20 protein-coding genes are annotated in these 22,864 nt (G+C 38.0%); 8 read left to right on the plus strand and 12 right to left on the minus strand.

The features are described from left to right. Window positions 1-21: 21 nt before the first annotated feature. The 3 genes from K5G00_RS02290 to K5G00_RS02300 are packed head-to-tail and all read right to left on the minus strand — an operon-like array spanning window position 22 to window position 1,772. The gene (locus K5G00_RS02290; RefSeq protein WP_238763987.1) at window positions 22-696 is read right to left on the minus strand and encodes a DUF4332 domain-containing protein; all 675 of its coding nucleotides are present in this window, start codon (window positions 694-696) and stop codon (window positions 22-24) included. 35 nt (window positions 697-731) lie between these two features. Next, complete coding sequence (locus K5G00_RS02295) at window positions 732-1,505, minus strand: N-acetyltransferase (protein ID WP_238763988.1); 774 nt, start codon at window positions 1,503-1,505, stop codon at window positions 732-734. A 3-nt stretch (window positions 1,506-1,508) separates the two neighbouring features. Beyond that, a complete protein-coding gene (locus K5G00_RS02300; RefSeq protein ID WP_238763989.1) occupies window positions 1,509-1,772 on the minus strand; it encodes a zinc ribbon domain-containing protein in 264 nt (87 codons plus the stop codon). Between the two features lie 239 nt (window positions 1,773-2,011). Between K5G00_RS02300 and K5G00_RS02305 the strand changes: the two genes are divergently transcribed. Next, on the plus strand, window positions 2,012-2,674 hold the full coding sequence (locus K5G00_RS02305) for a TonB-dependent receptor plug domain-containing protein (RefSeq protein WP_238763991.1): 663 nt from the start codon (window positions 2,012-2,014) through the stop codon (window positions 2,672-2,674). 201 nt (window positions 2,675-2,875) lie between these two features. Here the strand turns inward: K5G00_RS02305 and K5G00_RS02310 are convergent, their stop codons facing one another. The 8 genes from K5G00_RS02310 to K5G00_RS02345 all read right to left on the minus strand — a co-directional run bounded on the left by K5G00_RS02310 (window position 2,876) and on the right by K5G00_RS02345 (window position 10,756). Then, window positions 2,876-3,736: an alpha/beta fold hydrolase gene (locus K5G00_RS02310; protein WP_238763992.1), complete on the minus strand. Its 861-nt coding sequence runs from the start codon at window positions 3,734-3,736 to the stop codon at window positions 2,876-2,878. Continuing rightward, window positions 3,736-4,926, minus strand: coding sequence for a serine hydrolase domain-containing protein (locus tag K5G00_RS02315; protein ID WP_238763994.1), 1,191 nt, complete (start codon window positions 4,924-4,926; stop codon window positions 3,736-3,738). The genes K5G00_RS02310 and K5G00_RS02315 overlap by 1 nt, the downstream gene beginning before the upstream one ends. Before the next feature lie 16 nt (window positions 4,927-4,942). Then, window positions 4,943-5,281: a hypothetical protein gene (locus K5G00_RS02320; protein ID WP_238763996.1), complete on the minus strand. Its 339-nt coding sequence runs from the start codon at window positions 5,279-5,281 to the stop codon at window positions 4,943-4,945. Between the two features lie 24 nt (window positions 5,282-5,305). After that, window positions 5,306-5,650 (minus strand): heavy metal-binding domain-containing protein, encoded by a 345-nt coding sequence (locus K5G00_RS02325; RefSeq protein WP_238763998.1) that lies wholly within the window; start codon window positions 5,648-5,650, stop codon window positions 5,306-5,308. Between the two features lie 58 nt (window positions 5,651-5,708). Further along, entirely contained in the window at window positions 5,709-6,359 is a 651-nt protein-coding gene (locus K5G00_RS02330) for a DUF3575 domain-containing protein (protein WP_238764000.1), read from the minus strand. A 175-nt stretch (window positions 6,360-6,534) separates the two neighbouring features. Then, complete coding sequence (locus K5G00_RS02335) at window positions 6,535-8,262, minus strand: helix-turn-helix domain-containing protein (RefSeq protein ID WP_238764002.1); 1,728 nt, start codon at window positions 8,260-8,262, stop codon at window positions 6,535-6,537. 394 nt (window positions 8,263-8,656) lie between these two features. Next, a complete protein-coding gene (locus K5G00_RS02340; RefSeq protein WP_238764003.1) occupies window positions 8,657-9,862 on the minus strand; it encodes an alginate lyase family protein in 1,206 nt (401 codons plus the stop codon). 36 nt (window positions 9,863-9,898) lie between these two features. After that, the gene (locus K5G00_RS02345) at window positions 9,899-10,756 is read right to left on the minus strand and encodes a Nif3-like dinuclear metal center hexameric protein (RefSeq protein ID WP_238764005.1); all 858 of its coding nucleotides are present in this window, start codon (window positions 10,754-10,756) and stop codon (window positions 9,899-9,901) included. A 156-nt stretch (window positions 10,757-10,912) separates the two neighbouring features. On the opposite strand from K5G00_RS02345, the gene K5G00_RS02350 reads away from it, so the two are divergent. From K5G00_RS02350 to K5G00_RS02380, 7 genes are all read left to right on the plus strand, one after another. Next, on the plus strand, window positions 10,913-11,797 hold the full coding sequence (locus K5G00_RS02350; protein WP_238764006.1) for a hypothetical protein: 885 nt from the start codon (window positions 10,913-10,915) through the stop codon (window positions 11,795-11,797). Window positions 11,798-11,830: 33 nt separating this feature from the next. Beyond that, window positions 11,831-12,379 (plus strand): hypothetical protein, encoded by a 549-nt coding sequence (locus tag K5G00_RS02355; protein ID WP_238764007.1) that lies wholly within the window; start codon window positions 11,831-11,833, stop codon window positions 12,377-12,379. Then, entirely contained in the window at window positions 12,376-15,582 is a 3,207-nt protein-coding gene (locus tag K5G00_RS02360) for a FecR family protein (RefSeq protein ID WP_238764009.1), read from the plus strand. The genes K5G00_RS02355 and K5G00_RS02360 overlap by 4 nt, the downstream gene beginning before the upstream one ends. A gap of 23 nt (window positions 15,583-15,605) precedes the next feature. Beyond that, the gene (locus K5G00_RS02365; protein ID WP_238764010.1) at window positions 15,606-16,643 is read left to right on the plus strand and encodes a hypothetical protein; all 1,038 of its coding nucleotides are present in this window, start codon (window positions 15,606-15,608) and stop codon (window positions 16,641-16,643) included. Between the two features lie 127 nt (window positions 16,644-16,770). Beyond that, a complete protein-coding gene (locus tag K5G00_RS02370) occupies window positions 16,771-18,168 on the plus strand; it encodes an RtcB family protein (RefSeq protein ID WP_238764011.1) in 1,398 nt (465 codons plus the stop codon). 194 nt (window positions 18,169-18,362) lie between these two features. Then, a complete protein-coding gene (locus tag K5G00_RS02375) occupies window positions 18,363-20,117 on the plus strand; it encodes an ABC transporter ATP-binding protein (protein ID WP_238764012.1) in 1,755 nt (584 codons plus the stop codon). Further along, window positions 20,101-21,867, plus strand: a complete 1,767-nt coding sequence (locus K5G00_RS02380; RefSeq protein WP_238764013.1) for an ABC transporter ATP-binding protein — start codon at window positions 20,101-20,103, stop codon at window positions 21,865-21,867. The genes K5G00_RS02375 and K5G00_RS02380 overlap by 17 nt, the downstream gene beginning before the upstream one ends. Window positions 21,868-21,927: 60 nt before the next feature. On the opposite strand, the gene K5G00_RS02385 is transcribed toward K5G00_RS02380, so the two are convergent. Next, a complete protein-coding gene (locus K5G00_RS02385; protein ID WP_238764015.1) occupies window positions 21,928-22,773 on the minus strand; it encodes a hypothetical protein in 846 nt (281 codons plus the stop codon). Window positions 22,774-22,864 lie beyond the last annotated feature (91 nt).

A 22,864-nucleotide genomic window follows, 5' to 3' on the forward strand; every position in this document is an offset into this window, starting at 1 on the left:
AGAACCAAATTTTGTTGCCGCTTAAAATATCATATCGAAAGATAAATTTTTCGCCGCCTCAATGCAAAGTTTTATGTCGTGTAGTCCGATGCGAACTTTAAACAATCCGTTTTCTTCGATAAACCGGTTTACTTTTTCGTGAAGTTCAGAAACATTGGTACTGGCGATGTTTTGAGCTGAGTCGTAGCCTGTTCCAATTAGTATAAAAGCAAAGGTGTGATTTACCCAGCGAATACGGCAAAGGTCAGTAAAACGCGCCAGTTTTAAAATCCACTCCTCTGAAACTCCGGTTTCCATACTCAGCTTTTTTCTCTTTGCGGGGGTTAAACTGTATTCAAAAAATTGCAAAGTGTTATTTAGCCCCTTTTCCTTCAATGTTAAAACTATTTTTGCTGGTATTCCGGGAAAGTCTTTTAGTTTACAAGGTGGCTTCAGGTAACTTTTTATCTCTCGTGTAAGAATAGTCAGGTAGTTTTCATCTACTTCGTATTGTTTTGAAAAATCCTGTAATTTCCTTTTGGTTTTTGTCCTTTCAAGGTACTCTTCAAGATTTACGACACCGGAACTTTTTATTCTTTCAAAATGCTTATCGATATCGTGTTTTAGTACCAATCGGCTTGGAAGTAAGTCCGCAGATTTTAAAATAGTCATGTATTTATTCAGGTCAATATTTTGAAGGTTAATGTAATATCCCATTTGTAACAGATGAAATTTTTTTTAATGTCTTTTAGTCAACCTACTGCTTTTTGTATGATCTTATCAAACCGGCTATTCATACAAACGCTAATATCGGTAGTTATAAACTTTCCGTCAAAGAACAGGCTGAAAATTGTAGCCGGAGTTGGTGCATTCTGTGCCTGTTCCATTGTTTCCAGTTTTATTATTTTAAGAGGAATATTTCTTTTTTCTGCTGTTTCTGTTAGCGATGTTTTTACATGATATTCTGAAAACGGACATCGGTTAGAGTAATAGGCAACCAATCCCTGCTTGTGTTCTGTTTCTCCTTTAACAGCTGTATTATTAAATTTTGGATTTTGGGCTTTGCTATTTAACTTTTTAACCAGCAAACTGAATCCGTAGGGCAATTTTTCAACTGTCTCAAAGCCTTGTTTTAACAGCCATTTGGTGTCGCTCATAAAGTGAAATTTTTTAGTTCCAACAATGGTTACCAGTCCTTCTTTGTTTTGGCTGCTGGCATCTTCCATTGCTAAACGAAGCAGTTCTTTCCCGTAACCGTTGCCTTTATATTTTCCCGATACCCAAAAACAATTCACCAGCAGGTAATTTGGCGCATAAACCGGTGCCCAACCATTTTCTGCCGGACCATATTCTATAAACACTTTTGCGCGGGCGTCAATTCTGCGGAAAACATAAGCGTTTGCAAATTCTTTTTTTAGCCATTCTTTTTTTGCATGGTAACTTTCACTGCATTTTTTGTCCGAAAAAGCACAACAAATGTGTTCTTCTGCAATATTTTCGGTTGTGAGTTGAATGATTTTCTCCATTGGTTAGTTGTTTTCCCAACGTTCCAGCCGTTTAAGACCACGGGTAAATATCCATGAAATAAATTTAGAATGTCCTCCTTCAACCATTTTTTGTTTACAGTGGGCCTGGAATTCATGAACCGTTCCTGTAAAAGTAAATTCACCGCTCAGGTAACAATAGCTACAATATTTCGGGCTTTTTGATTCGTCTTTTTCAGTTCCCCCTCCATTGGGATCTTTGCTGAGTGGCATCCCGCAACTCTGGCACATTTTGTATTGTTTTTCCATAATGTTTCGTTTTATTATTCGTTCTGATTGGTGAATTAAAATTACAGCTTTAAAACATCATTAGGCAGTAAGCCGGATTAAGTATTTATAAGTCAACTATCCACGGTGTTTCAATTCGGTGCTATTTCTTTCTGCAAGGTAGAAATCTAAATATTAATTAATTATTTTTGTAAGAGACCGGTTTTCATTAATTTAGTTTATTTACTAAGCCAAAAATAACAACTATTAAATTTATTTCTATGAAAAAAATATTGTATACATGTTTATTTGTGCTGTTTATTTCGGGAAGCATTTATGCACAGGAAAGGGTTATACATGGTATTGTAACTACATTAGACAGCATACCTTTAATTGGTGTTGAAATTGATGTAAGAACCACCGGACAAACTGTTCTAACTGATTCTCTCGGAAATTTTTCAGTTGCAGCAGACATGAAAGACAAACTTAAATTCAAAGCTAATGGTTTCTATTCTACGACTGTAAAGTTGGATGGTAAGGCTAAATTCTTAGCTGTAAACCTGAAGTTAAAGCCAGGAGATAAGCAAAGAGAGTACGCCGTTGGTTATGGTCATGTTTCAGAGGAGGAGCTTACCAGTGCAATAACCAATTTAAATAAAAACGATGCCCGATTTGCCCGGTTTAATGATATTTTTGATGTGATAAGAAGCATGGGGGTTGATGTTTCGAATGGGGAAATTCGTATCCGGGGAGATAAAAGCTTCCAGGGAAGTAATGCTGCACTTGTGGTTGTGGATGGAGTGATTGTAGATTATGACTTTCTAAAAACCATTAAACCCATTTATGTGAAAAGTATAGATATAATAAGAGATGGAGCTTCGGCCGTCTATGGTTCCAGAGGAGCAAACGGTGTCGTAGTGATTAAAACGTTAGATGGAAAATAATCTTTGGTATTGATTCGGGCGATGCGGAAAAATTTTTCAGCTGGCTAAAAGCTGTATTTTTCTGGTTTGTCTAACCGCAAAATATTTTTGCAAAAATAAGCTGTATATGTTTTCTGTTTTATTGTTTTTATAGATTTTTTTTACGGGAAAGGGAATCATAATATTTGAGGTTGGCTTTACTGTTCAATACTTTACTATTTCTTATCGTTTATTCAAGATATATTTTGAGATGTATACATTGTTTGTACCAGATAGTACATGTTTGGAGTTTTTTAGCAAAACAAATTCATTGGATTGTGTGAATATTTTTTTTGCTCTCTTTATTATTTTTTTCCCCGGAAAGAGCAAGTCATTCTCAGCTGTGAAAATGTGAATGGGGGTTTTAATTCGTTGAGCTTTATTTTTGGAAATCAAAGGGATCGGTGAAAAATCCATTGTGTAATGTAAAAATAGATTTGATAAAAAAGTTTCGGCAAAATCACGTTTTTCCGAAAACTGTTCACCTGAAAATTGTTCCAAATATTTTATCTTTTTCTGCTTTTTGTATCGTTTCACTGGACGAAATACTTTAAAAAAAATTTTCAGAGGATTTCCTTTAATGATTCCTGAGGGAGAGATTAAAAAAGCTTTGGCTATTCTCTTTTCTTCAAAAATGAGTGTTTGCCATACAACAAAACCACCAAAAGAAATTCCCACTAAAAAGGCATTTTTAACACCTAATCTCGAAAGAATTTCATACATCCATTTTCCATAAGAGTTGTCATTCATATTTAACCGGAACTCTTCACTTAAATTTGGTTGACCGGGAATATCAACCGCATAAATCCGAAAATTTTGAGTCAAATCAATCATTGTCTCAATAGCTGCCGGGGCGCAACTGTTAGAGTCGTGCAGTAAAACCAACGGTTGTTCTCCTTTTGGCCCGGTAATTACTATATTGGTGTCGCCGTAAGAGGTTTCTATTTGCATAAATTCATATCGGATAGGCAGTTCGTCCAGTTTCTGGTGATAAAGTTTTTGGTTTTCTTCTTTTGCTTCCGGATTGCTAAAAAATGTATTCATCAGCTCTGCTTTTCAAGGCTCCTCGTTTTGTTGATAACGGAAAGTATCTTTACCATTAACACTAGCGAATTTTTCACCTCGTCGGTTTGGTTGAGTGTTCCGGCCAGGTAAACATCCAGTTTGGGGCAATAGTACATAAATGAGCTTGTGCTGCCGGAATGCCCGATGATTGTTAAATCGGGCAAAGTAGGAAACAGTTTTTTGAAAGAGACTTTTCGCAATCCTAAACCATACTCCATTCCACGAGTTTCGGGTACCCAGTTTTGCATCGTTTCCATGGTTTTTGCTGAAACTATTTTTCCTGTAAACAACGCATGTTGAAATATATTCAGATCATTTGATGTTGAAACTAAACCACCACCGGCCCAGTCTGCACTGAGGCTGGTTAATGTGCTTGCCTCAAAATCGCCGGCATATAATTCCGATATTTTTCCGGTTGCTTTTATTGGTTTAGAGCGTAAATTCATGTATGTGTTCTGCATTTTCAACGGTTCAAAAAAATGTTTTTGGAAAAAATCGTGCAGTGGCATTTCGCTGATATTCTGAATGATTAGTCCCAATAGCACATATTCCGTATCGGTGTAACGATAGTCGGTTCCGGGAGCAAACAGGGGTTGCATCTTCTTTTTTACAAAATCAATGGTTTCTGCAGGTTCCCAGAATTTACCCGTGTCGGCAAACATCTGTTCCATTATATTTGGAGTTCCATCGGCAGTTTCGCCTTCAAAGTAATCGGGTAAACCTGAAGTGTGCTGTAACAATTGAGCAATGGTGATTTCGCTGGAATAGTCTTTTCCTTCAAAAATGTGAATGTTTTTCAGTATTGAATCCGGTAAATAAACGGAAATTTTATCTCCAAATTTAAGTTTTCCCTGTTCAACCAAAACCGAAATGGCTGTTGCGGTAAATGTCTTTCCAATACTCGCCGTATAAAACGGGTTTGTATCCGAAACAGCTTCTCCGTTTTGAAATTTACCACCGGCAAAATTCCAGTCGATCTTCAGTGACGGTGAGTATACCGACAAAAATGTATTTTGCACATTATCTTTTTTTAGCTCCTTTTGAAAAAGTTTTTCCGTTTTATCGTGCGCTTCATCTAATCTAAGTTCAGAGGAACAACCCTTACTTAAAAAGACAATAATAATAAACACAATTGGATAAAATGTTGATTTGTATCTTGTTGGATTCATTTTTGAACATTTAAAATTAGCTCTCTTTTATTTTTACAGCAATACCCGATATACTGGTACTTCCCGGGAAAGAGGTAGGTTTCGACAAATTTATTTTCATTACGGCGGATGCTCCAAGTTTTGCGGCTTTCTTTTTCAAATATTTCGTAGCCGCTTCAACATCACCGGGCACTTCTGCAGCAATTGGCCCTAAAATTTCATACTTTTGTTCCGGTTCATCTGAATATATTTCAATTGTTTCAGGCTGTGTTTCAATGTATAACTGACTTCCAGTTTGAGGGTAGAATGCATAGTAACATCCCGGTGTTGACATCAAAAGTAAAATATAAGCGAATGATATTATTAATTTTTTCATGATTCTTAATTTTTAAAGTGAATATTAATTGATGTATTTTACGGCTGTTCCTTTAGCTTCAACACCGTTTCCAATATATCCCTGCTCGATTGAGAGCCGAAGGTTGATAATTCCGTCTGCTCCAATTTTAGCCGCCTCTTTTTTTAGGTATTTAACAGAGGCATTTGCACCATTAAAATCTTCCACCCTCGAAACAACATCACCGATAATTACATATTCTCTTCCTATCTTAGAGGTGGAGAAAACTTCTATATTTTTGGTTTCGTTTGGCAGATATTGTTGAGAGTTATCATTCGTCAGAATATGAGTAGCTGAACAACTGGCGAGCATTACGCCAATAATTAATATGATTAAAGTTTTTGTTTTCATTACTTTTTTTAGATTTTTGTTTGCCACTAAAACGTTCGTTTTCAGTATATCCATTTTTTTAGAAAGCATAACCGATGGAAAATTCTCCGAGAAAACCATTCATAAAAGCATAATCATCGCGGAATACATTGATGGCATCTATGGCGGCCTGACTTGAATTGTTTACTTTTAACTCGTCGTATGCATAACCGTAGCCCAGAGCAAAGTTTAGGGTAAAACCACTTTTCCATATCCAGCGTTTTCCAACATTCAAACCAACCGTGCATTCCGGCAGGGAAAAGTCGAATTTACCTGTTTCCAGTGTTCCGTCACCGTTAATTTTACGGTAGCGACCAAATGCGCCTGCATAAAATGAATTAAGCCCTCCACCAAAGTGATAGCGGTAATTCAAAATAACTGCTTTCCCGTTGGCGTCGATGCTGGCGTCGGAATATGTTTTAGGGATGGTTTCTAAATCTCCCCTTAAAACCAGTCCGTGGTTTTCGCCAAATAAATGCTCAACATTGGCCGAATAAAATCCAAATGCAACACCACCCGGACAAACATTAAGAGCGGTTCGAGCCGGACTTTTCCATTTTTCTGAATCTTTTTTCTCATGGCTTTGGGCGCTTGCAGTTCCGATAAATAAAAGCAACATAGTAGCAACGGTTAAAAAAGCTAACTTTTTTATTTTTCTGAACACTGTTTTTGTTTTTGCTTCTGTTTTCATTTTGTTTAATTTTTAAAATTTAAATTGTCGTTTTCTGTTTTGTTGTTCAATTGTTTTGATGATACAAAGATGTGAAGCAAAGAAGAGTAAATCGTCCGAAATTGTAAATCCGAACGTGTTGGTGAAATTCCGTACTTGGTGAGATATAAGATTTTGGGAATTCAGTAATTAGAGATCACTGTTTCGACTGTTTTAGCCAACCTCCTGGTGTGGTACCTTCTATTTTTTTAAAGTAAGCGTTAAAAACGGTTTTTGAATTAAACCCGCTCTCGTATGCCATTCCCAAAATGGTGAGGTGCGAATTTTTTTTATCAACGGCAATTTGTTTGAAATGTGAAAGGCGAAACTGGTTAACGAATTCGTTAAAATTCATTCCTGTTTTTTCGTTGATTAAATAAGACAATTTATTGGGATGCAACTGCAAGTTTTCAGCCATGCTGCCTAAACTAAGTTGTGCATCGAGATATGGTTTTTCTGTTTCCATAAAATTTAACACCATTTTCATCTGGCTCTCAAGTTCTGCCCAACTGGTTTTGGTTTCAGCTGATTTTTTTACGGGATTTTCTGTTTCTTCCTGAAAATTAAAATTGGAGAAGTGAAGTTGGTGAAACTCATCAAACCCCCGCAGTTTTTCTAATGATGGATCTTGTCTAAAGTTAATGATCTGCCCGCGTTTTTGAGCAATATATTTTTTGAGCAGCTCAAACGCTTCTTTTTTGTGATTTGAATTGGCAAGAACAAAAAGTTCATAGGGAACCATCTGGCTTTTGTCTTCCGCTACTTTTTCCCAGCTTTTTAATGTTTCCTCCGGAAAGCTGTTTTTTTCTTTATTTAAAACCTCAAAATACAATGTTTTTATTGGAGCATTCTCATGTCCGGCAATAAACTGGTCAAAAGATTCACGACGATTTAGCCATATCAGGCACAATGTTTTTAACTCATAGGCTAATACAAAATCAGGGTTTATATAGAGTGCTTTTTCAACCAGTTCAAGTGCTTCCCCGAATTTTTTTCGGTAATAGTTAATATGCGCCAGTGTGTAATAATGGTTGGCCGAAATGGGGTCGACATCCATGGCCCGTTTTATATATTTTTCAGCTTGAGGCCAGTTTCCGTGGGCAATAAAGAGTTCTGCCATAGCCTCCAACCCATCGGTATATTTGGGGTGTTGAGCCAGGGTTTCCACCAATTGATTGTAAGTTGCCTGAAAATCCCAGTCCATCCAAAATGTCCTACCCACGAACGACATACCATATTCAGGAAGTGACTTATCGAGGTCAGCAGCAATCATAAAATTCTGAATGGCTTTTGAAAAGCCTTCTTCGGCAGGCATATATCCCCACGCAGCCAGCAAACCATAACTTTGAACCAATCCATAATAGGCACGGGCAAATTGAGGATCCTGAGCAACCGACGCTTCATAATATTTGGTTGCTTCCCGAATGGAATCGGCATCCCATTTTAGCTGGTGAAAATGGCCTTTCAGGTATAATTCGTAAGCCAGCATGTTTTTTGTGGGTTGGCTTACCAGTTGTTCCTGAATGTCAAAATGGCCAAAATTTTCGCGTATTCGATTGGCAATAAGTAAACTAATTTCATCCTGAAGCGCAAAAATATCTTCCATTTCACGGTCAAAATTCTTCGACCAAAAATGGGTACCGTCTTTTGCATTAATTAACTGTGCCGTTATGCGTACCCGGTTTTTAAACTTTCGCACACTGCCCTCCAACACCGAAGAAACACCAAGTTGACTGGCGATCTCACGCACGTCATCATTTCGTCCTTTGAAGGCAAACGACGATGTTCGTGCAATCACCTTCAGCCCCTCAATTTTTGTGAGTGCATTAATTATTTCCTCCGTAATACCGTCGCTAAAATATTCATTCTCATTATCAGTACTCATGTTTACAAAGGGAAGTACCGCTATTGATTTACCGGTATGAACTTTAGTATAGCCAGGTTCCAAATTCTTCTATTTATTGATAAATAAATTTGCAATAAACAATATAACAAAATTACTTTCTTTTCGGTTGAATGTTTTTATCATTTGCTTTGATAAATATTAAAAACAGCAAATTTTTTGTGATACCGAAAGGCAAAACCGATTAAGCCTGGCAGAGTTATGTCTTTCCTGATATTATTGAAAGAGTACATTTAATCGCCGAAATTTAATAGTTTTTGACATTTCTTTTATTTCCAATTCAAAAATACTCAAAGAAATATTTAAGGTGCCCCGGGGGCCTTTTATTCCACTTAATTTTTCTGAGTTCTAAATTTCAGAAAGACAGTTTATTTTGTTAAAAAGGATAAAGTAGAGTTTCGATATTGTTTTCCGTATTTTTTATTGATTTTGCTACGGTAACATAATCCGGTTCGTTAAATAAACTTCCTGCCATTTGAAAGTTAATTTTTAATGTTTCAATGGCATCATCAAGATGTCCCAGTTGTTGATAAGTCCATTTATTTTTGCTTTGAGCTACAGGCAACAAAAAGTTGAGTGCCTTTTTAATACTTCTGCCATCCTGGGTTTCAAAATTCCATAAATCAACATTCTTTTTTTCTCCCATTTTGGCCAGGTGAATAAAGCCACGCAAATTCATTGTGCTGTATCCCAGCGATTTTGTTCTTTCCAGTTCGTGTGGTTGGCTTCCGTCGGGTTCAATTTGTAGTGCTATTCGTTTATTTTTTACCTGTTCTAATCGGGTTTTTGCCAACTTGGTTTTGCCCAACATCAATTCTATTCCAACCACCTGCACATCGTACCAGGTTCCGTGGTTATTAAAATAGTCGTCTTCATCAATTCCTTTTTTGCTGGATACCAACCAATTGTGGTACTCTTCGAACCAATTGTGCAGTTGTGTTTTTGTTTCATTTTGTAAATAACCGGTTGCTTCCAAAATTTGAAAAGGAGTAATCAGCCGGTTTATTCCTGACCAGTCGATGATTCCAATACCACGACCTTCTGTTCTGCCTGGAATTCCCTGTGCATATTCGAGATTGGGATTCATTAAAGTTTCCGGATTTATAAACCATGTTTCAATCAACTTTATCGCTTTTTCGGCATATTTCTTTTCATCGGAAAAATAAAATGCCCATCCCAGTGTTTCTATATTTGAAAATAATTTTGCCGCAGAAGTTCTGTCCACATTATCTCCCCGGGTTTCCGGGTTTACTTCGCCGTCGCGTCTGATGTAGGGCAGTCCGTCAGTTTTTTTCGGATCGGGCCACCAATACGGCCCCATACTCAGGTAATCGTGTTTGTCTCCGCTGGGAGGTGTACGCTTTTTGTCCATCACCGAAAAAGGGCCTTCGTTCAAGGCACTTTCCGCTTTTTGAATTAAAATATTGTAAGCTCTTGTATACTTTTGTTCTCCTTTTTTTAAATCATTTTTAACTTTTTCAATCTTGTCAAAATCAACATAAATCCCGTTGATTTGAACTTCTTTTTGACAGGAAAGGAAAATTATTATTAAAAAAATAGATAAAAGAGAGTAGATTTTCATTATCAGTTGGTTTAGTTATTATTTGCTGAGATTTTTTTAGAAGGTAACAAAATTTGCTTCATTTTCGATAAAATGAATGGGAATACCTGATACAAAAGTTTTCAGCCACTCCGCGCAATATTCCATTCCGGCTTCTTCCGATTTTATGTGTCCCAAAAAAATTACAGCTTTATTTTTGCCTAGTTCTTTGGCATCGTTAGCATATAAATAGGTTTCCCATTCAGTCGCCTCACCAGCCAAAATTACTTCAACTTCGGGGTTTCTCATCATTTGAATTTGACGTTGTCCACCAGGAGCCCCTGCCAAAAAAGCCAGATTGGTAAATTTTAATTCCGGGTTTCCAATCACGCGAATCGATTGCATCCCGAAAATACTTTTTAACGACTGTGCATAATCTTTTACGGTTTGCTCCGGCAATTTGAAAAAGGTGAGTGATCCATCAACGGAATGAGGTCTTAGTCCCAGTTTGTTAATCATTCCTACAGAAATGCCATCGGGCTGAGTCATGTGAATATGATCGTGAAAGCGAAAAATAACCAGCTTATTTTTTTGGATATAGTCCATTTTCTCCTTAAAAACAGGATCATCCTGTAAAGTTTCTGTCCCATCAAGGTGGCTGTAAAATATGGGTTCATGAGTGATGATAAAATTATAACCTAAATCTACTGCTTTTTTCAGGGTATTCATATCGGCAAACATACAGGTAATAATACCTTTTAGTGGTGTTTGCGGGTTCCCGACCTTATACACATCCACAGTTTCACTAAGCCAGTCGCAGGTAACATTTTTCTTTATCAGAGATACAACATCATCCGGTGTTTTTGGTGTATGGTTTTGGGCTCCCAAAAATAAGGGTGCAAGCAGTAAAAGTGCTAAAGTCGCTTTTATTTTCATTCGTTTACGGTTTGATTTTTTAAAAATAGTGGTTTTTTGAACGACATCAAAAGAACGGTAGAGATTTTAAGTGCATGTTTTTATTTTAAAAAAATGTACTTAACTATCTCATAAACAACAAATTTTTGATAAATTTAACACAAAAACCGGATTTTGATGAAACCAAGCCCTTTTGTTACAATTGTGCTATCGTTTTGTTTTTTATTTTCTTCAACGCAGGCACAAGAAAAATGGATTACTGACGCCGAAACGCAGTTTAAAATCAAAATCCCCGAAACTTTTACACAAAAACAAACGCGCGATGGAACCGACAAGGTTTTTACTTTAATGAGTCCAGACGAAAATGTTTTTATACGTGTACGTGCTTTAAAAGCAGAAAGTCAGTTAACGTCGGATTTACTGCAAAAGGTTTTCGAACAGAATATGATCAGGGGTGCACAACGTATTATGAATAAAGACGGAGATTTACACGGCATCCCGGCCCGCGCTTCGGCATATACTTGGAAAATTGATGAAAGTGATGCAATACTGGCGGTATATTATATCATTCAAAATGGTTTTGCCTATGTTGTCTGGGCTGCAGTACCCGAAAACCTGGCTCATGAATATTCCGATACTGCTGATGGTATTATTGATAGCTTCGAGCTTTTAAGTACCCCTTCTTCAAATGCCTTTGCAGGCTTAAGCAGTGCAGAAAAAAGTAGTCGGGTAACCTTGCTTGACTGCAAAATGGGAACACAGGTCGACCAAAATTACCGGGTTTTGTTCTATAGTACAAACTTTACTACCGGCTGTGAAAAAATTTATATTGGGTTTTCCTACTCGGGAAATGCTTTTTCCAATCCTTTGTTAGTAAAATGGTACAGCCGTTCACTTCAGCAACTGATGAATGAATCGTCCTTAAATACGCCAAATGAAAATGGTGGCCATGGTAATGCATTTATCACAAACAACGGAGCACCCTGGCTAAAAGGAGACTATTATGTGGAAATCTGGCATGATGGAAAAATGCTGAATTCACAGGATTTTATAATACGATAAAGGTTCTTTCGAACTTATACAAATCAAATGATAATGAAGAAAAATATCGCACTGTTTTTAATTCTGGCAGGAATAATCGGATTTGTCTGGTCGCAAAATCAAAAAAAGAAATACTGTATTCTGGAGGAACGAATTTCAAATCACAATCCCGTTATCCGGAAAATAAATGCGCAGACCGGGAATGAATATTTATTTTCTTTTTGGGGAAATGATGAAGAGACCGGTTTGCAGCAATGGGCTGAAATGCAACTCGAATACAGAATTGAAACGCAGTCAGGGATGTTGGTTGAAGAAAAGGCAATTTCTGCAAGCGAATCAGAGGAGAAAGGAGGCATTCGCAGGGCAGGCAATGGCGACGATGTGCAGTATACTGCACATCGATCCGAAGACATAATCATTAATGCCTCGTTGTCTGAGGGTGACTATTTTGATATCGAGGTGTACGAAAACCTGCCTGAAAAAATCTATTGGTTTCCGGTTTTGTTTATAGTTGTATTTATAACAGGGCTGATACTTTTTCTAAAAGCGCGAAACACAGCTGCTAACGCCAAAATTAAATCATCGAAAAAGAGAATAAAATGACTGCCACTCAAAACCTAAAAAAACTTGTTTTTCTGTTGTTTGCGTTGCTGGCTTTTGAAATGGTAACCGGCCAGGCAAAAAACGTAAATGAGTATATAACACAGCTGAATGACAAGGCAAACCGGGTAAATCAAATGGCGAACGCCAAGCAGGTTATTGAGGCCATGAATTTACTGAATGAAACACGCCGTGATTTTGATACCTATCTGAATTATTATTTTGAAAATGAAATGCGTGCAGCGAAGGCGGAAAGTTCCGGGTTTAGTCCTCAACTGAATATTCAGTTTAGTTCGGTATTAACGGCATCGTATTGGGAAAGCCGTGTAGAGCAGGCGCAGCGTTCAATCAATCTTGCAGAAGAGGCTTTTTCAGAAAGAAACCATCAGCGAACACTGGATGCGCAAGACCAGGTTTGGTCATATCTGAAAACAGTTTACGGCGTAGGAAAAACAATTAAGGACGTGTATGAAAATGTTCAGACCATGGAACTTTACGATGCAGTAAAAAGTGCCAAAGAAGGAATTGACGATTTTATAGAGAATTATACCGAAATTGAAAATGCCCGTTTACAAATTATTAATACTGAATTATACGAAACGCAGGTTCGGGGGCTAATAAGACGAGGTAAAATAATGGAAGAACGCAGTTGGCAGTTTGCCAGTTTTATGCGTGCCTACGAACAGGATGTTACTGATTTTTATTCTCTTGTCCAGCGTTTCAATCAAAAAGTAAATCAAATCCAAAACGAGGTAGTTGTTGATTGGTCAAGCCCCGGATACTCATGGAATAAACAAACCTGGTTAAGTAAGATAAATGGCTTTGCACAGGATTTTAAAGCCGGTAACCTGGATTATTCAGCACTAAAACAAAAAATTGAAAGTGTTAATGAGAAGGCTGAAACAGAAAAAAATAAGGTGTACCAAAATATTCATAATTCAGGTGTAAACGATGCTTTTGAGCGTGGGAACAAACTGGAAAATGAGTTTAATGATTTTTACAATTTGTCGATTGATATTTTGGATGAATGTTATTTGTTTGCTCAAAACAGACAAGAGGAGCAAAGGGCAAATGAGCCACAGATATCAACTACTAATACAGGGAATAGTTCGCCTGCAGATATTTACGGGATTGATAAAAATAAATATTTAAACAGGTTACGTCAAGCCGGAACAGAATTTCAAAATGGAGAAATATCACAAACCGAATTTGTTAAAACAAAATGGAGAAATATTTTACATGATTATAATTCCGAATGCCAGCTTTTTGCAGGAGCTTTTAAAACCAGAGAGAAGGCAGATGACGCTTCTGTAGCATGGCAAAATTTCTCTGATGAGATGTTAAATGTATTACACGGATACATAGACGGGGAGCCAGCACAAATTGTTAAAAGTACGGGTGATGTTGGAGGTGAACAGCAGTCGGGAAAAAGTTCCGGCGCAGCAAAAGCATCCTCCGTTGATCTTTTCGCCGGGGCAGGTAAAACTTCCAAAACATCAGAAGGAAATTCGGGAGCGGCTCAAACAACAAGCCCCCGGAAGGCAAATACTACTTCTTCAAACACAGCAGCAAACACTTCAAATATACCCGAAAAAGTAAGTTCAGCGGTGAATAAAATGCCGGTAACGGGGGCCAGTTCAAAAGCACGAATTCCGGTGTATAAATTGATGGAAAACGACAAGCTTGTTTTTAAACAAACCGGGGGTTCATTTTTTAAGTTTTATGTGCGTTGGGTTGGTGTTAGTTTTGGCGAAGTTTTGTTTGAAGAAACCAAACAAATTGTTTATTCAACTGCAGAACTTATGGCTAAACGGCCAGAAAAAGCGATGTTTCTCGATTTTCAGGTAAACCAGTATTCCGATGTGCATTGTTACATGGAAGCTTGGGTTTTACCCGGTGGCGTGCCCATTCCTGCCGACTGGAATATAACAGATAACACCAATTCTTCGACGGCAGCAACCAATTCAAATAATTTTTATGATTTGATAAAAAAGGCCGATGAGGCTTTTAACCGGAAATACTGGAATGAAAGTAATGGTGCTCGTGCGAGCTCAAATCCCAAACAGGAATCCCTTGATTTTCTTCGGAAATGTGAACCGATTATCGCACGCGAAAGCAATTTCAATACCAAATTTACGATGGTTAAAATGCTTTCGGGAAAATATGCTGAGTACGCCAAAAGAGTTTTTGCGTATACAGCAAAAGCTGACTTTTTACAACTTGGCGGAGGTTTATTGTCAAAATACGGAAGTCAGGTGAATTCGGAAAAGGATTCAAAATTAAAATCGAATGCATATAAAACAGTTGCTGAAGGCTGGCGCAGTTTAGCACAGGCAGCAACCTGGGGCGAACATCAGTATAATAAAATGTATTGCGACAAAGAATCAAAAAAATATTACGATTATGCTTTGCGTGAGGACAGAAATAATACACAGCTTCAGAAAACCGTTGAAAAAATTAATGCGCCTCAAAAATCCATCCCGGCTAAAGTAGCTCAAACCCCGGCTATTCCTGAAGAGAAATGGTCGGTAGCCGAAAACATGAGAAATGTAATGGCAGGTACCGATATCGATGAAGCCATTTTAAAGGAGGAGCAACCCAATTATCTTGAGGTTGGAATATTAAAACTAAATGTTGGCTCCGGCGACGTATGGATTATGGTTTCCGGAACAGGTGAATGGCAGAAAATAACAGATAATTCGGTGGTTGTTTATCCGGGCGATAAAATAAAAACCGGCGAAAATGTGCAAAATGTATCATTTACCTACAGCCACGATAATTCGTATGTAGCGATTAAACCGGGCGCTGTAGTTACCATTTACGAAGAGCAATTGTGTATTCAAAAAGGCGATGTTTATGTAAATGTAAGTAAAAGGGGAGACAAATTTCTGGTTATAACGCCCACCGCAGTAACAGGACCCAGAGGTACCGAATTTACCGTTAATGTATCCTCTTCCGGAGAAACTAATGTGCATTTGTATGACGGAGCGATTGAACTCAGAAACAGTTTGGAAATATCGTATTTGGTTCCCGGAGAAACTGCCAGCATAAATTCAGAGGCTGCTGAAATAACAACCCGGGGTTTTAATATTCAGCAGCACAAACAAAAAAACTGGAATCAAATTGAAATAAAAATCAATCAGCAACAATTTTCAAATCCTTTTGCGAATGTAAGTGGAGGAGGAAAAATTGTTGGCGGGAAATAGTATGTAACCTAATATTAAATAAAATGAAAAGCTTTAAACGTCTATTCTCAATGGCCTGCATTTTACTTATTACTGGAAATCTGGTCGCTCAAAACGCATGGTTTGAAGATGCAGAGATGCAATTTAAAATTAAGGTTCCTTCAAATTACCGGCAAAATCAGGTGTTTGATGGCACCGACAAAGTTTTAACATTGATGAGCCCGGATGAAAATGTGATGGTTCGTGTGCGTGCCATGCCGGCAACCGACCAGTTTACAACCGAAATCTTACAACGTGTTTTTGAACAAAACATCATTCAGGGAGCACAACGGATTATGAATGAAGATGGGGATTTACACGGAATTCCAGCCCGTGCTTCGGCCTATACATGGAAGGTGGATAGAGATGAAGCTGTTCTGGGGACTTATTATATCGTTCAAAATGGTTTTGCTTACATTATCTGGACTGCCGTACCCCGGAATCTGGTCAGCCAGCGTTCAGCCGAAGCAGATGGAATTATTGATAGTTTTGAGTTATTGGATCCACAGAGTAAAAACAGAGGAGGCGGTTTGTTGAGCGGTTTAGCCAACAGGGAATCTGATAAAGCAGAAGCTCAGCATGAAGTTACAACAACACCCATTGCGTCGTCTTCAAAAGTTGCCGGATATGTTGAGTTGGTCTCTGATGATGCTTGTGTGGAACACCTTTTCCCGGAAAATTATGTAAAAACTTCGGCGGAGGCAGGACAATCGATTTGGGAAGATGGCTCAGGCGTAAAAATGATTGTTCAAACCATTTTTAAACAAGGCTCTTTTGAAAGTTTCATGCAATCGCATACCCAAACTATCAGCGAACAGGGAGCCGATGTTTTAAAAAAGCAATTTACTACGGTGAATGGAAACCGAATCTATGATTATGACTACGAATACAACAGTACACTTTTTAATTATGTAGCAGTTGAGGGGAACGATGTGTTTTATTTACTTGGATTTGTGGGTGATAAACTAAAACAAAGTCGTATAAATAAACACGCTCAAATTGCACAGAATTCATTAAAAGTTTTACCCTGCGGGGAACGGTAAATCCGGTTCTATTCTGTAAATTATATTGCCCGATTTTAAAAAAGATGGTGAAATATCAACGATAAATTTAGCCCAGATAAACAATAAAAGCGTGTTTTTTGTAATTTGAGCTAAATTCGTTGATATAATGAAGAGGATTAAACTTCGGGGGAAAGAGCTCAAACGTATTGGATATGTTAGCGATCAGGTCATTGCATTGGCGATAAATCTGGTCAGCAAGCACTGCAAACGTTCTGATAAAGTGGAGGTGCTGGATTTGCTCAAGAAGATAAATTTATCGCCGGAAAAATATTTAGATGAGCCTCAATTTGGAGAGCTTGCCAGTTTGCTTGCAAAAAGAACTTCTGTCAAAAAGAAGAAACCAAAATTGAATAAAGCTGCGCTGGAATTTAAGGTTTACGGCGAGGAGAATATCGATCCGGCAGCGCTGGATCAGATGACAACGGCTATGAAACTCCCCGTTACCATAAAAGGCGCATTAATGCCCGATGCTCACGTCGGTTACGGATTGCCCATTGGCGGAGTGCTGGCCACTTATAATTCGGTAATTCCCTATGGTGTTGGAATGGACATCGGTTGCCGGATGTGTTTGTCGGTTTCTCCGTTTTCTTCCAAAAAGATTGATAGTGAACGTGACAGAATCAAAAAAATATTGCTGAACGAAACCCGGTTTGGATTGGCAGAATTTAACGATTTGGAAGATGTAGAAATCCTTGAACGGAAAGAATTTAAAGAGATAAAGTTTCTGAAAACCCTTCAAAAAAAGTTTGCAGCTCAACTGGGCACGTCGGGGCATGGGAACCATTTTGTAGACGTGGGCTTTGTAGAAATCTCGGATTTTTCTCAAGAAGTAAAGCTGCAACCCGGCAGTTACTTTGCCGTTTTAAGCCATTCAGGTTCCCGGAATTTTGGCTCGGAAGTGTGTAAGCATTACACCCGCATTGCAAAAGATAAACTGGAACTCACTGGTGAAGCAGCGCATTTGGCGTGGTTGGATTTGGATTCTGAAGAAGGGCAGGAATATTGGGCAGCAATGCAACTGGCAGGCGATTATTCACATACTAACCATCGGATAATTCATAAACGGCTGGCAAAAGCTTTGGGTGAAAAACCGCTAGTCCTAATAGAAAACCATCACAATTTTGCCTGGAAAGAAAAACTGGAGACCGGCGAAGAGATTGTTATTCATCGAAAAGGAGCAACACCAGCAGGAATTGGTGATATTGGGATAATACCCGGAACAATGGCGTCTCCTGCTTTTATTGTCTCCGGCAAAGGAAATGAAGATGCATTACAATCTGCTGCTCACGGTGCAGGGCGTTTAATGTCACGTAACCAGGCAAAAAGAACTTTTACAGAGAGCCAAATGAAAAAATACCTTCAGGAAAAAGGCGTTGAATTACTGGGGGGTGGTACCGACGAATCACCATTTGCATATAAAGACATCTGGGAAGTTATGAAAAACCAAAAGGATTTAGTAAATGTGTTGGGGACTTTTCATCCCAAAATTGTCAGAATGGAATAAATGTCGATTCCCTGATAATAACAAAATCTTTTGAACTTTTCGGGTTTCGAATAGTTTTACTTCCGGATTTCAAATACAAATTCCTTCAGTTTAAATTAACAAGAATTATATGTCAGCTTCTTTAAACTTTAGGAAATATTGATTTTCAATCCATGTTTTTAACTTACTTTGTATGGCGAACTTTTAAACAATTCATGAAACAAAGCAGAAAAAGAGGAAACAAAGCAAAAAAAAGTAATGCCGGATTACTACAGCTTTTAAAACCCTACAAGGGAATGATTTTTCTGCTCATTGTTTTTGCTTTAATAAGTAATGCGGCGAATCTGGTTATCCCAAGAATTATCTCACATGGTATTGATTCTTACTCTGAGGGGAATTATGTTTTGAAGACTATTTTAACTGAATTTTCGATTGCGGCAGGGATAATCTTCTTTTTTACAATGCTGCAAACAGTAGTTCAAACATTTGCATCTGAAAAAGTGGGTTTTGATTTAAGAAAAAATTTGTCCGACAAGATTTCAAGGCAAAGTTATGCTTTTATCCAGGATGCCAATCCCTCAAAACTGCTTACGAATCTTACATCCGACATGGATTCGGTTAAAATGTTTGTTTCCGTTGGTGTTTCGTCCATTGTTTCTTCAACGGTAATGATTATCGGCACATCGGTTTTTTTATTGATTATAAATTGGCGACTGGCAATTCCGGTGCTTTTTGTCATTCCTTTGGTAGGAATTACCTTTTTTATCATTTTAAAAAAAGTGCGTGTATTGTTTGTGCGGAGCCGTGAAGTTATCGATTGGCTGAACAGAGTAATTAATGAAAGTATTCTGGGCGCGGCTATTATTCGTGTGATTAATTCGCAACAACTGGAATACCGAAAATTTTTAAAAGCCAGTGCCGAATCCCGTGATATTGGAATTTCAATAGTTACACTTTTTGCTACATTAATTCCACTGATAAATTTTTTTGGAAACCTGGCTACATTAACCATTCTTGTGCTTGGAGGGCACCTGGTTATTTCAGGAAATATGTCGCTTGGCGATTTTGCTGCTTTTACAAGTTATGTTGCGATTCTTATTTTCCCGATTATTGTAATTGGCTTTATCAGTAACATGATTGCACAGGCTTCTGCTTCGTATGAAAGAATTGAATCGGTTTTAAAAGCCGAAGAAACAGCAGACACCGGAACTGTTGATAAATTTTTGGAAGGAAATATTGAAATTAAAAATGTATCGGTTTTTTATGATGGTAAACCCGCCTTAAAAAATGTGTCGTTTTCAATAAAATCAGGATCGAGCACAGCGATTATCGGGCCAACGGCAGCGGGGAAATCACAACTTTTATATTTGTTTACAAGTCTTATACAGCCCCGGGAAGGTACAGTTGAATTTGACGGAATAGATATCACGGAATTTAAGAAAGAGACATTTCACCGTCAGGTTGGGTTTGTTTTTCAGGATAGTGTAATGTTTAATATGAGTTTGCGCGAAAATATTGCTTTTAGTGATATCGTTACTGATGAATCTCTGGAAAAGGCAATTGAAACTGCAGAATTAAAGGATTTTATCGGAACACTTTCAAAAGGATTAGATACAATTGTTTCGGAAAGGGGAACCAGTCTTTCCGGCGGACAAAAGCAGCGGATTATGCTGGCCCGGGCACTGGCTTTGAATCCAAAGATATTGTTGCTCGATGATTTTACAGCACGTGTAGACCAACAAACAGAACAAAAGATTCTCAAAAATGTACAGGAAAATTATCCGGATTTAACTTTGATATCGGTGACACAAAAAATTAGTCCTGTAAAAGATTTTGACCAGATACTTCTTTTGATGGAGGGAGAGTTGGTTGCAGCAGGAAAGCACAAGAACTTGCGGGCCACTTCTCCTGAATATGTGCAGATTTATGAATCACAAAAAAGTACCAGCCACTATGAGTTACAATCTTGATACCCTGCAGGAGGAGAAAAAGGAAAAAAAGCGGCTGGGGTTTGCATCGGTAAAGAGCCTTGTCGCGCACATGGTTGAGGAAAAGAAGATTTTGCTTGTTGCTTTTGTGGCTATGGTTATTGCTGCTTTACTTAATCTGGCCGGGCCAATTTTAATCGGCTATGCGGTCGACAACTATATCCAAACCGGAAAGTACCATGGATTGGTAATTTTTGGCAGTATTTTACTGGGAACCTATATTGTTGCGTTGGTCGCCGGTTATTTGCAAACCCGTTTGATGGGCGGAGTGGGGCAGCGAATGTTGTACACACTCCGAAATTCAGTTTTTGAAAAATTACAGGATTTACCTTACGACTTTTTTAACCAGAATAAAACCGGCGATTTAATATCGAGGATAAATAACGATACGGACAAAATTAACCAGTTTTTTTCGCAGTCGCTGATGCAGTTTTTACGGGTAATTCTTATTATGGTCGGGGCAGGTATTTTTCTGGTTTCAATTTTTTGGAAGCTCGGACTTGCAGCGCTTTCACCGGCTATTATTATTTGGATTTTTACCAAACTGATATCGCCGTGGGTAAAAAAGAAAAATGCAGAAAGTTTAAAAAGTGTCGGAAATCTGAGTTCAGAAGTTCAGGAGAGTCTGAATAACTTTAAAGTTGTTGTGGCATTTAATCGGCGCGATTACTTCCGGCAGCGTTTTGCTTTTGTAAACCGAAAAAATTATTCTGCCGCCGTGAGAGCGGGGATTGCAAACAATATATTTTTGCCGGTTTACACTTTGTTTTCGAACCTCGGTTTAATGATCGTTTTAACGTTAGGAATTTATTTTATCTCTGTTGGTCAGTTTACAGTAGGCTTATTAATCAGTTTTGTGGCTTATGTAAATAGTTTTTATAATCCGTTAAGGCAACTTGCTTCCTTGTGGGCAAATTTTCAAACAGCACTTGCTGCGTGGGATCGTATTCGAAGAATTCTTGACCTGGAAAATAATTTGCCAAGGGTTGGTTCAAAAAGTGTTGATGATACAGCAACCCTGGTTTCTTTCCGGGATGTTTCATTTTCTTATCCAAATGGAAACGAAGTTTTGCATAATATTAACTTCAACCTGAGAAAAGGAAAAACCTATGCTTTTGTTGGGCCAACCGGTGGAGGAAAAACAACAACCGCATCACTAATTTCTCGTTTGTATGATCCGACAAAAGGTACGGTTTTGCTTGATGGTAAAGATATCCGATCATTTTCTGCTGCCGAAAGGGTGAAACGAATCGGATTTATTTTACAGGATCCTTATCTTTTTAGCGGAACCATTCGCGACAATATTTTGTATGGAAATGAAGAATACAAAAACATCAGGAACAAAGAACTGGAAAAGATTTTCCACGACACCGGGCTGGAGACTTTGTTACAACGTTTTGAAAGGGGACTTGATACAAAAGTAAATGATGCAGGCGATGGGATTAGTCTCGGGCAAAAACAGCTAATCGCTTTTATGCGTGCTGTTTTGCGAAAACCCGATCTGCTTATTCTTGATGAGGCAACTGCAAACATCGATACGGTTACTGAACAACTGCTGGATGAAATTATTCGGAAATTACCCACCGAAACCACAAAAGTAATTATAGCACACCGGTTAAACACCATTGCCAATGCCGATGTAATTTACTTTGTAAACACAGGTAATGTTACCCGCGCCGGCTCGCTGAAAGATGCTGTTGACATGTTAATGAAGGGGAAAATGGCCAGCTGAAAAATTTGTCAATCCGAAATTTTGAAATCGAATGATACCGGAGGTTGTTTTACATTATTTCTATTTTGCGTAAAACACCGTTATACCATGTGCCTTACTCAGGCTCGCCTGGTCACCGTTAGTTGTAAACAGGTAAATATTTAAGTCGTAATTATCAAAGAATTGTTTGGATATATCCACAACAGATTGAAAACCCGAGTTTAAAGAGTAAAGAAATGCGAGGCTGTGTTTGTCCGTGTCCCAGTGCCGGTCCTCTGGTTTACCCGAATCATCGACTGGTAAATTAAACGGCGAGTTTGAGACAATTGTGTCGTTCAAACCAAATGATTTTAATTTTGCGAAAAATGCTTCAGCATATTGCGTATTTTCTTCACCGTTAAAAATTACATTACCGTATAACAAATTTTTGGGAGTTGGATATACATTTTCTATCGAACAAGAGAAATAATCGTTTTCCGGAATACTTAGTTTCACCTGGTCTTTACTGACTGAAAAGGTAGATTGAATAGTAAAATCTGCCGTTTTAACCAAGAATGTGTACTCACCCTCCTTTAATTGATCTTCTGGAATAAAGAAATCTCCGCTTGATATACACAGGTTATCTGTTTGGTCTGGAGTTGGAAAATATGGGCATTTCCCTTCATCTATTTTATCACGGAGGTAAATATCAATGTTTTTTCTTCGGTTGTCAACTTTTATGTCAAAAACCAGTTCGTATTGGTTTTCCAGACGCTGTGCTTCATAGAATTCAAAAATAAATCCTCTTCCCTGTTCACCAAAAATCTGATGATCCCAATACAAACTCAGCCCCTCGGAATCCGAAAGATTTCTGTTGAAATCTATTTCTTTTCCGCACCCCAAAAGCAGAATAGCAATAAAAAGTGAAAACGAAGTTTTTGATTTCATTTGGTCTTTTTTACCAGACGTTTTGTGTTTTGAGAAAGTTGCTTTTAATGGAAAATAAACTAAATGAAAGAATACAAATCCCTTTCGTCTT

Source organism: Maribellus maritimus (genome assembly GCF_022267315.1).
GTDB classification, from domain to species: domain Bacteria; phylum Bacteroidota; class Bacteroidia; order Bacteroidales; family Prolixibacteraceae; genus Draconibacterium; species Draconibacterium maritimum.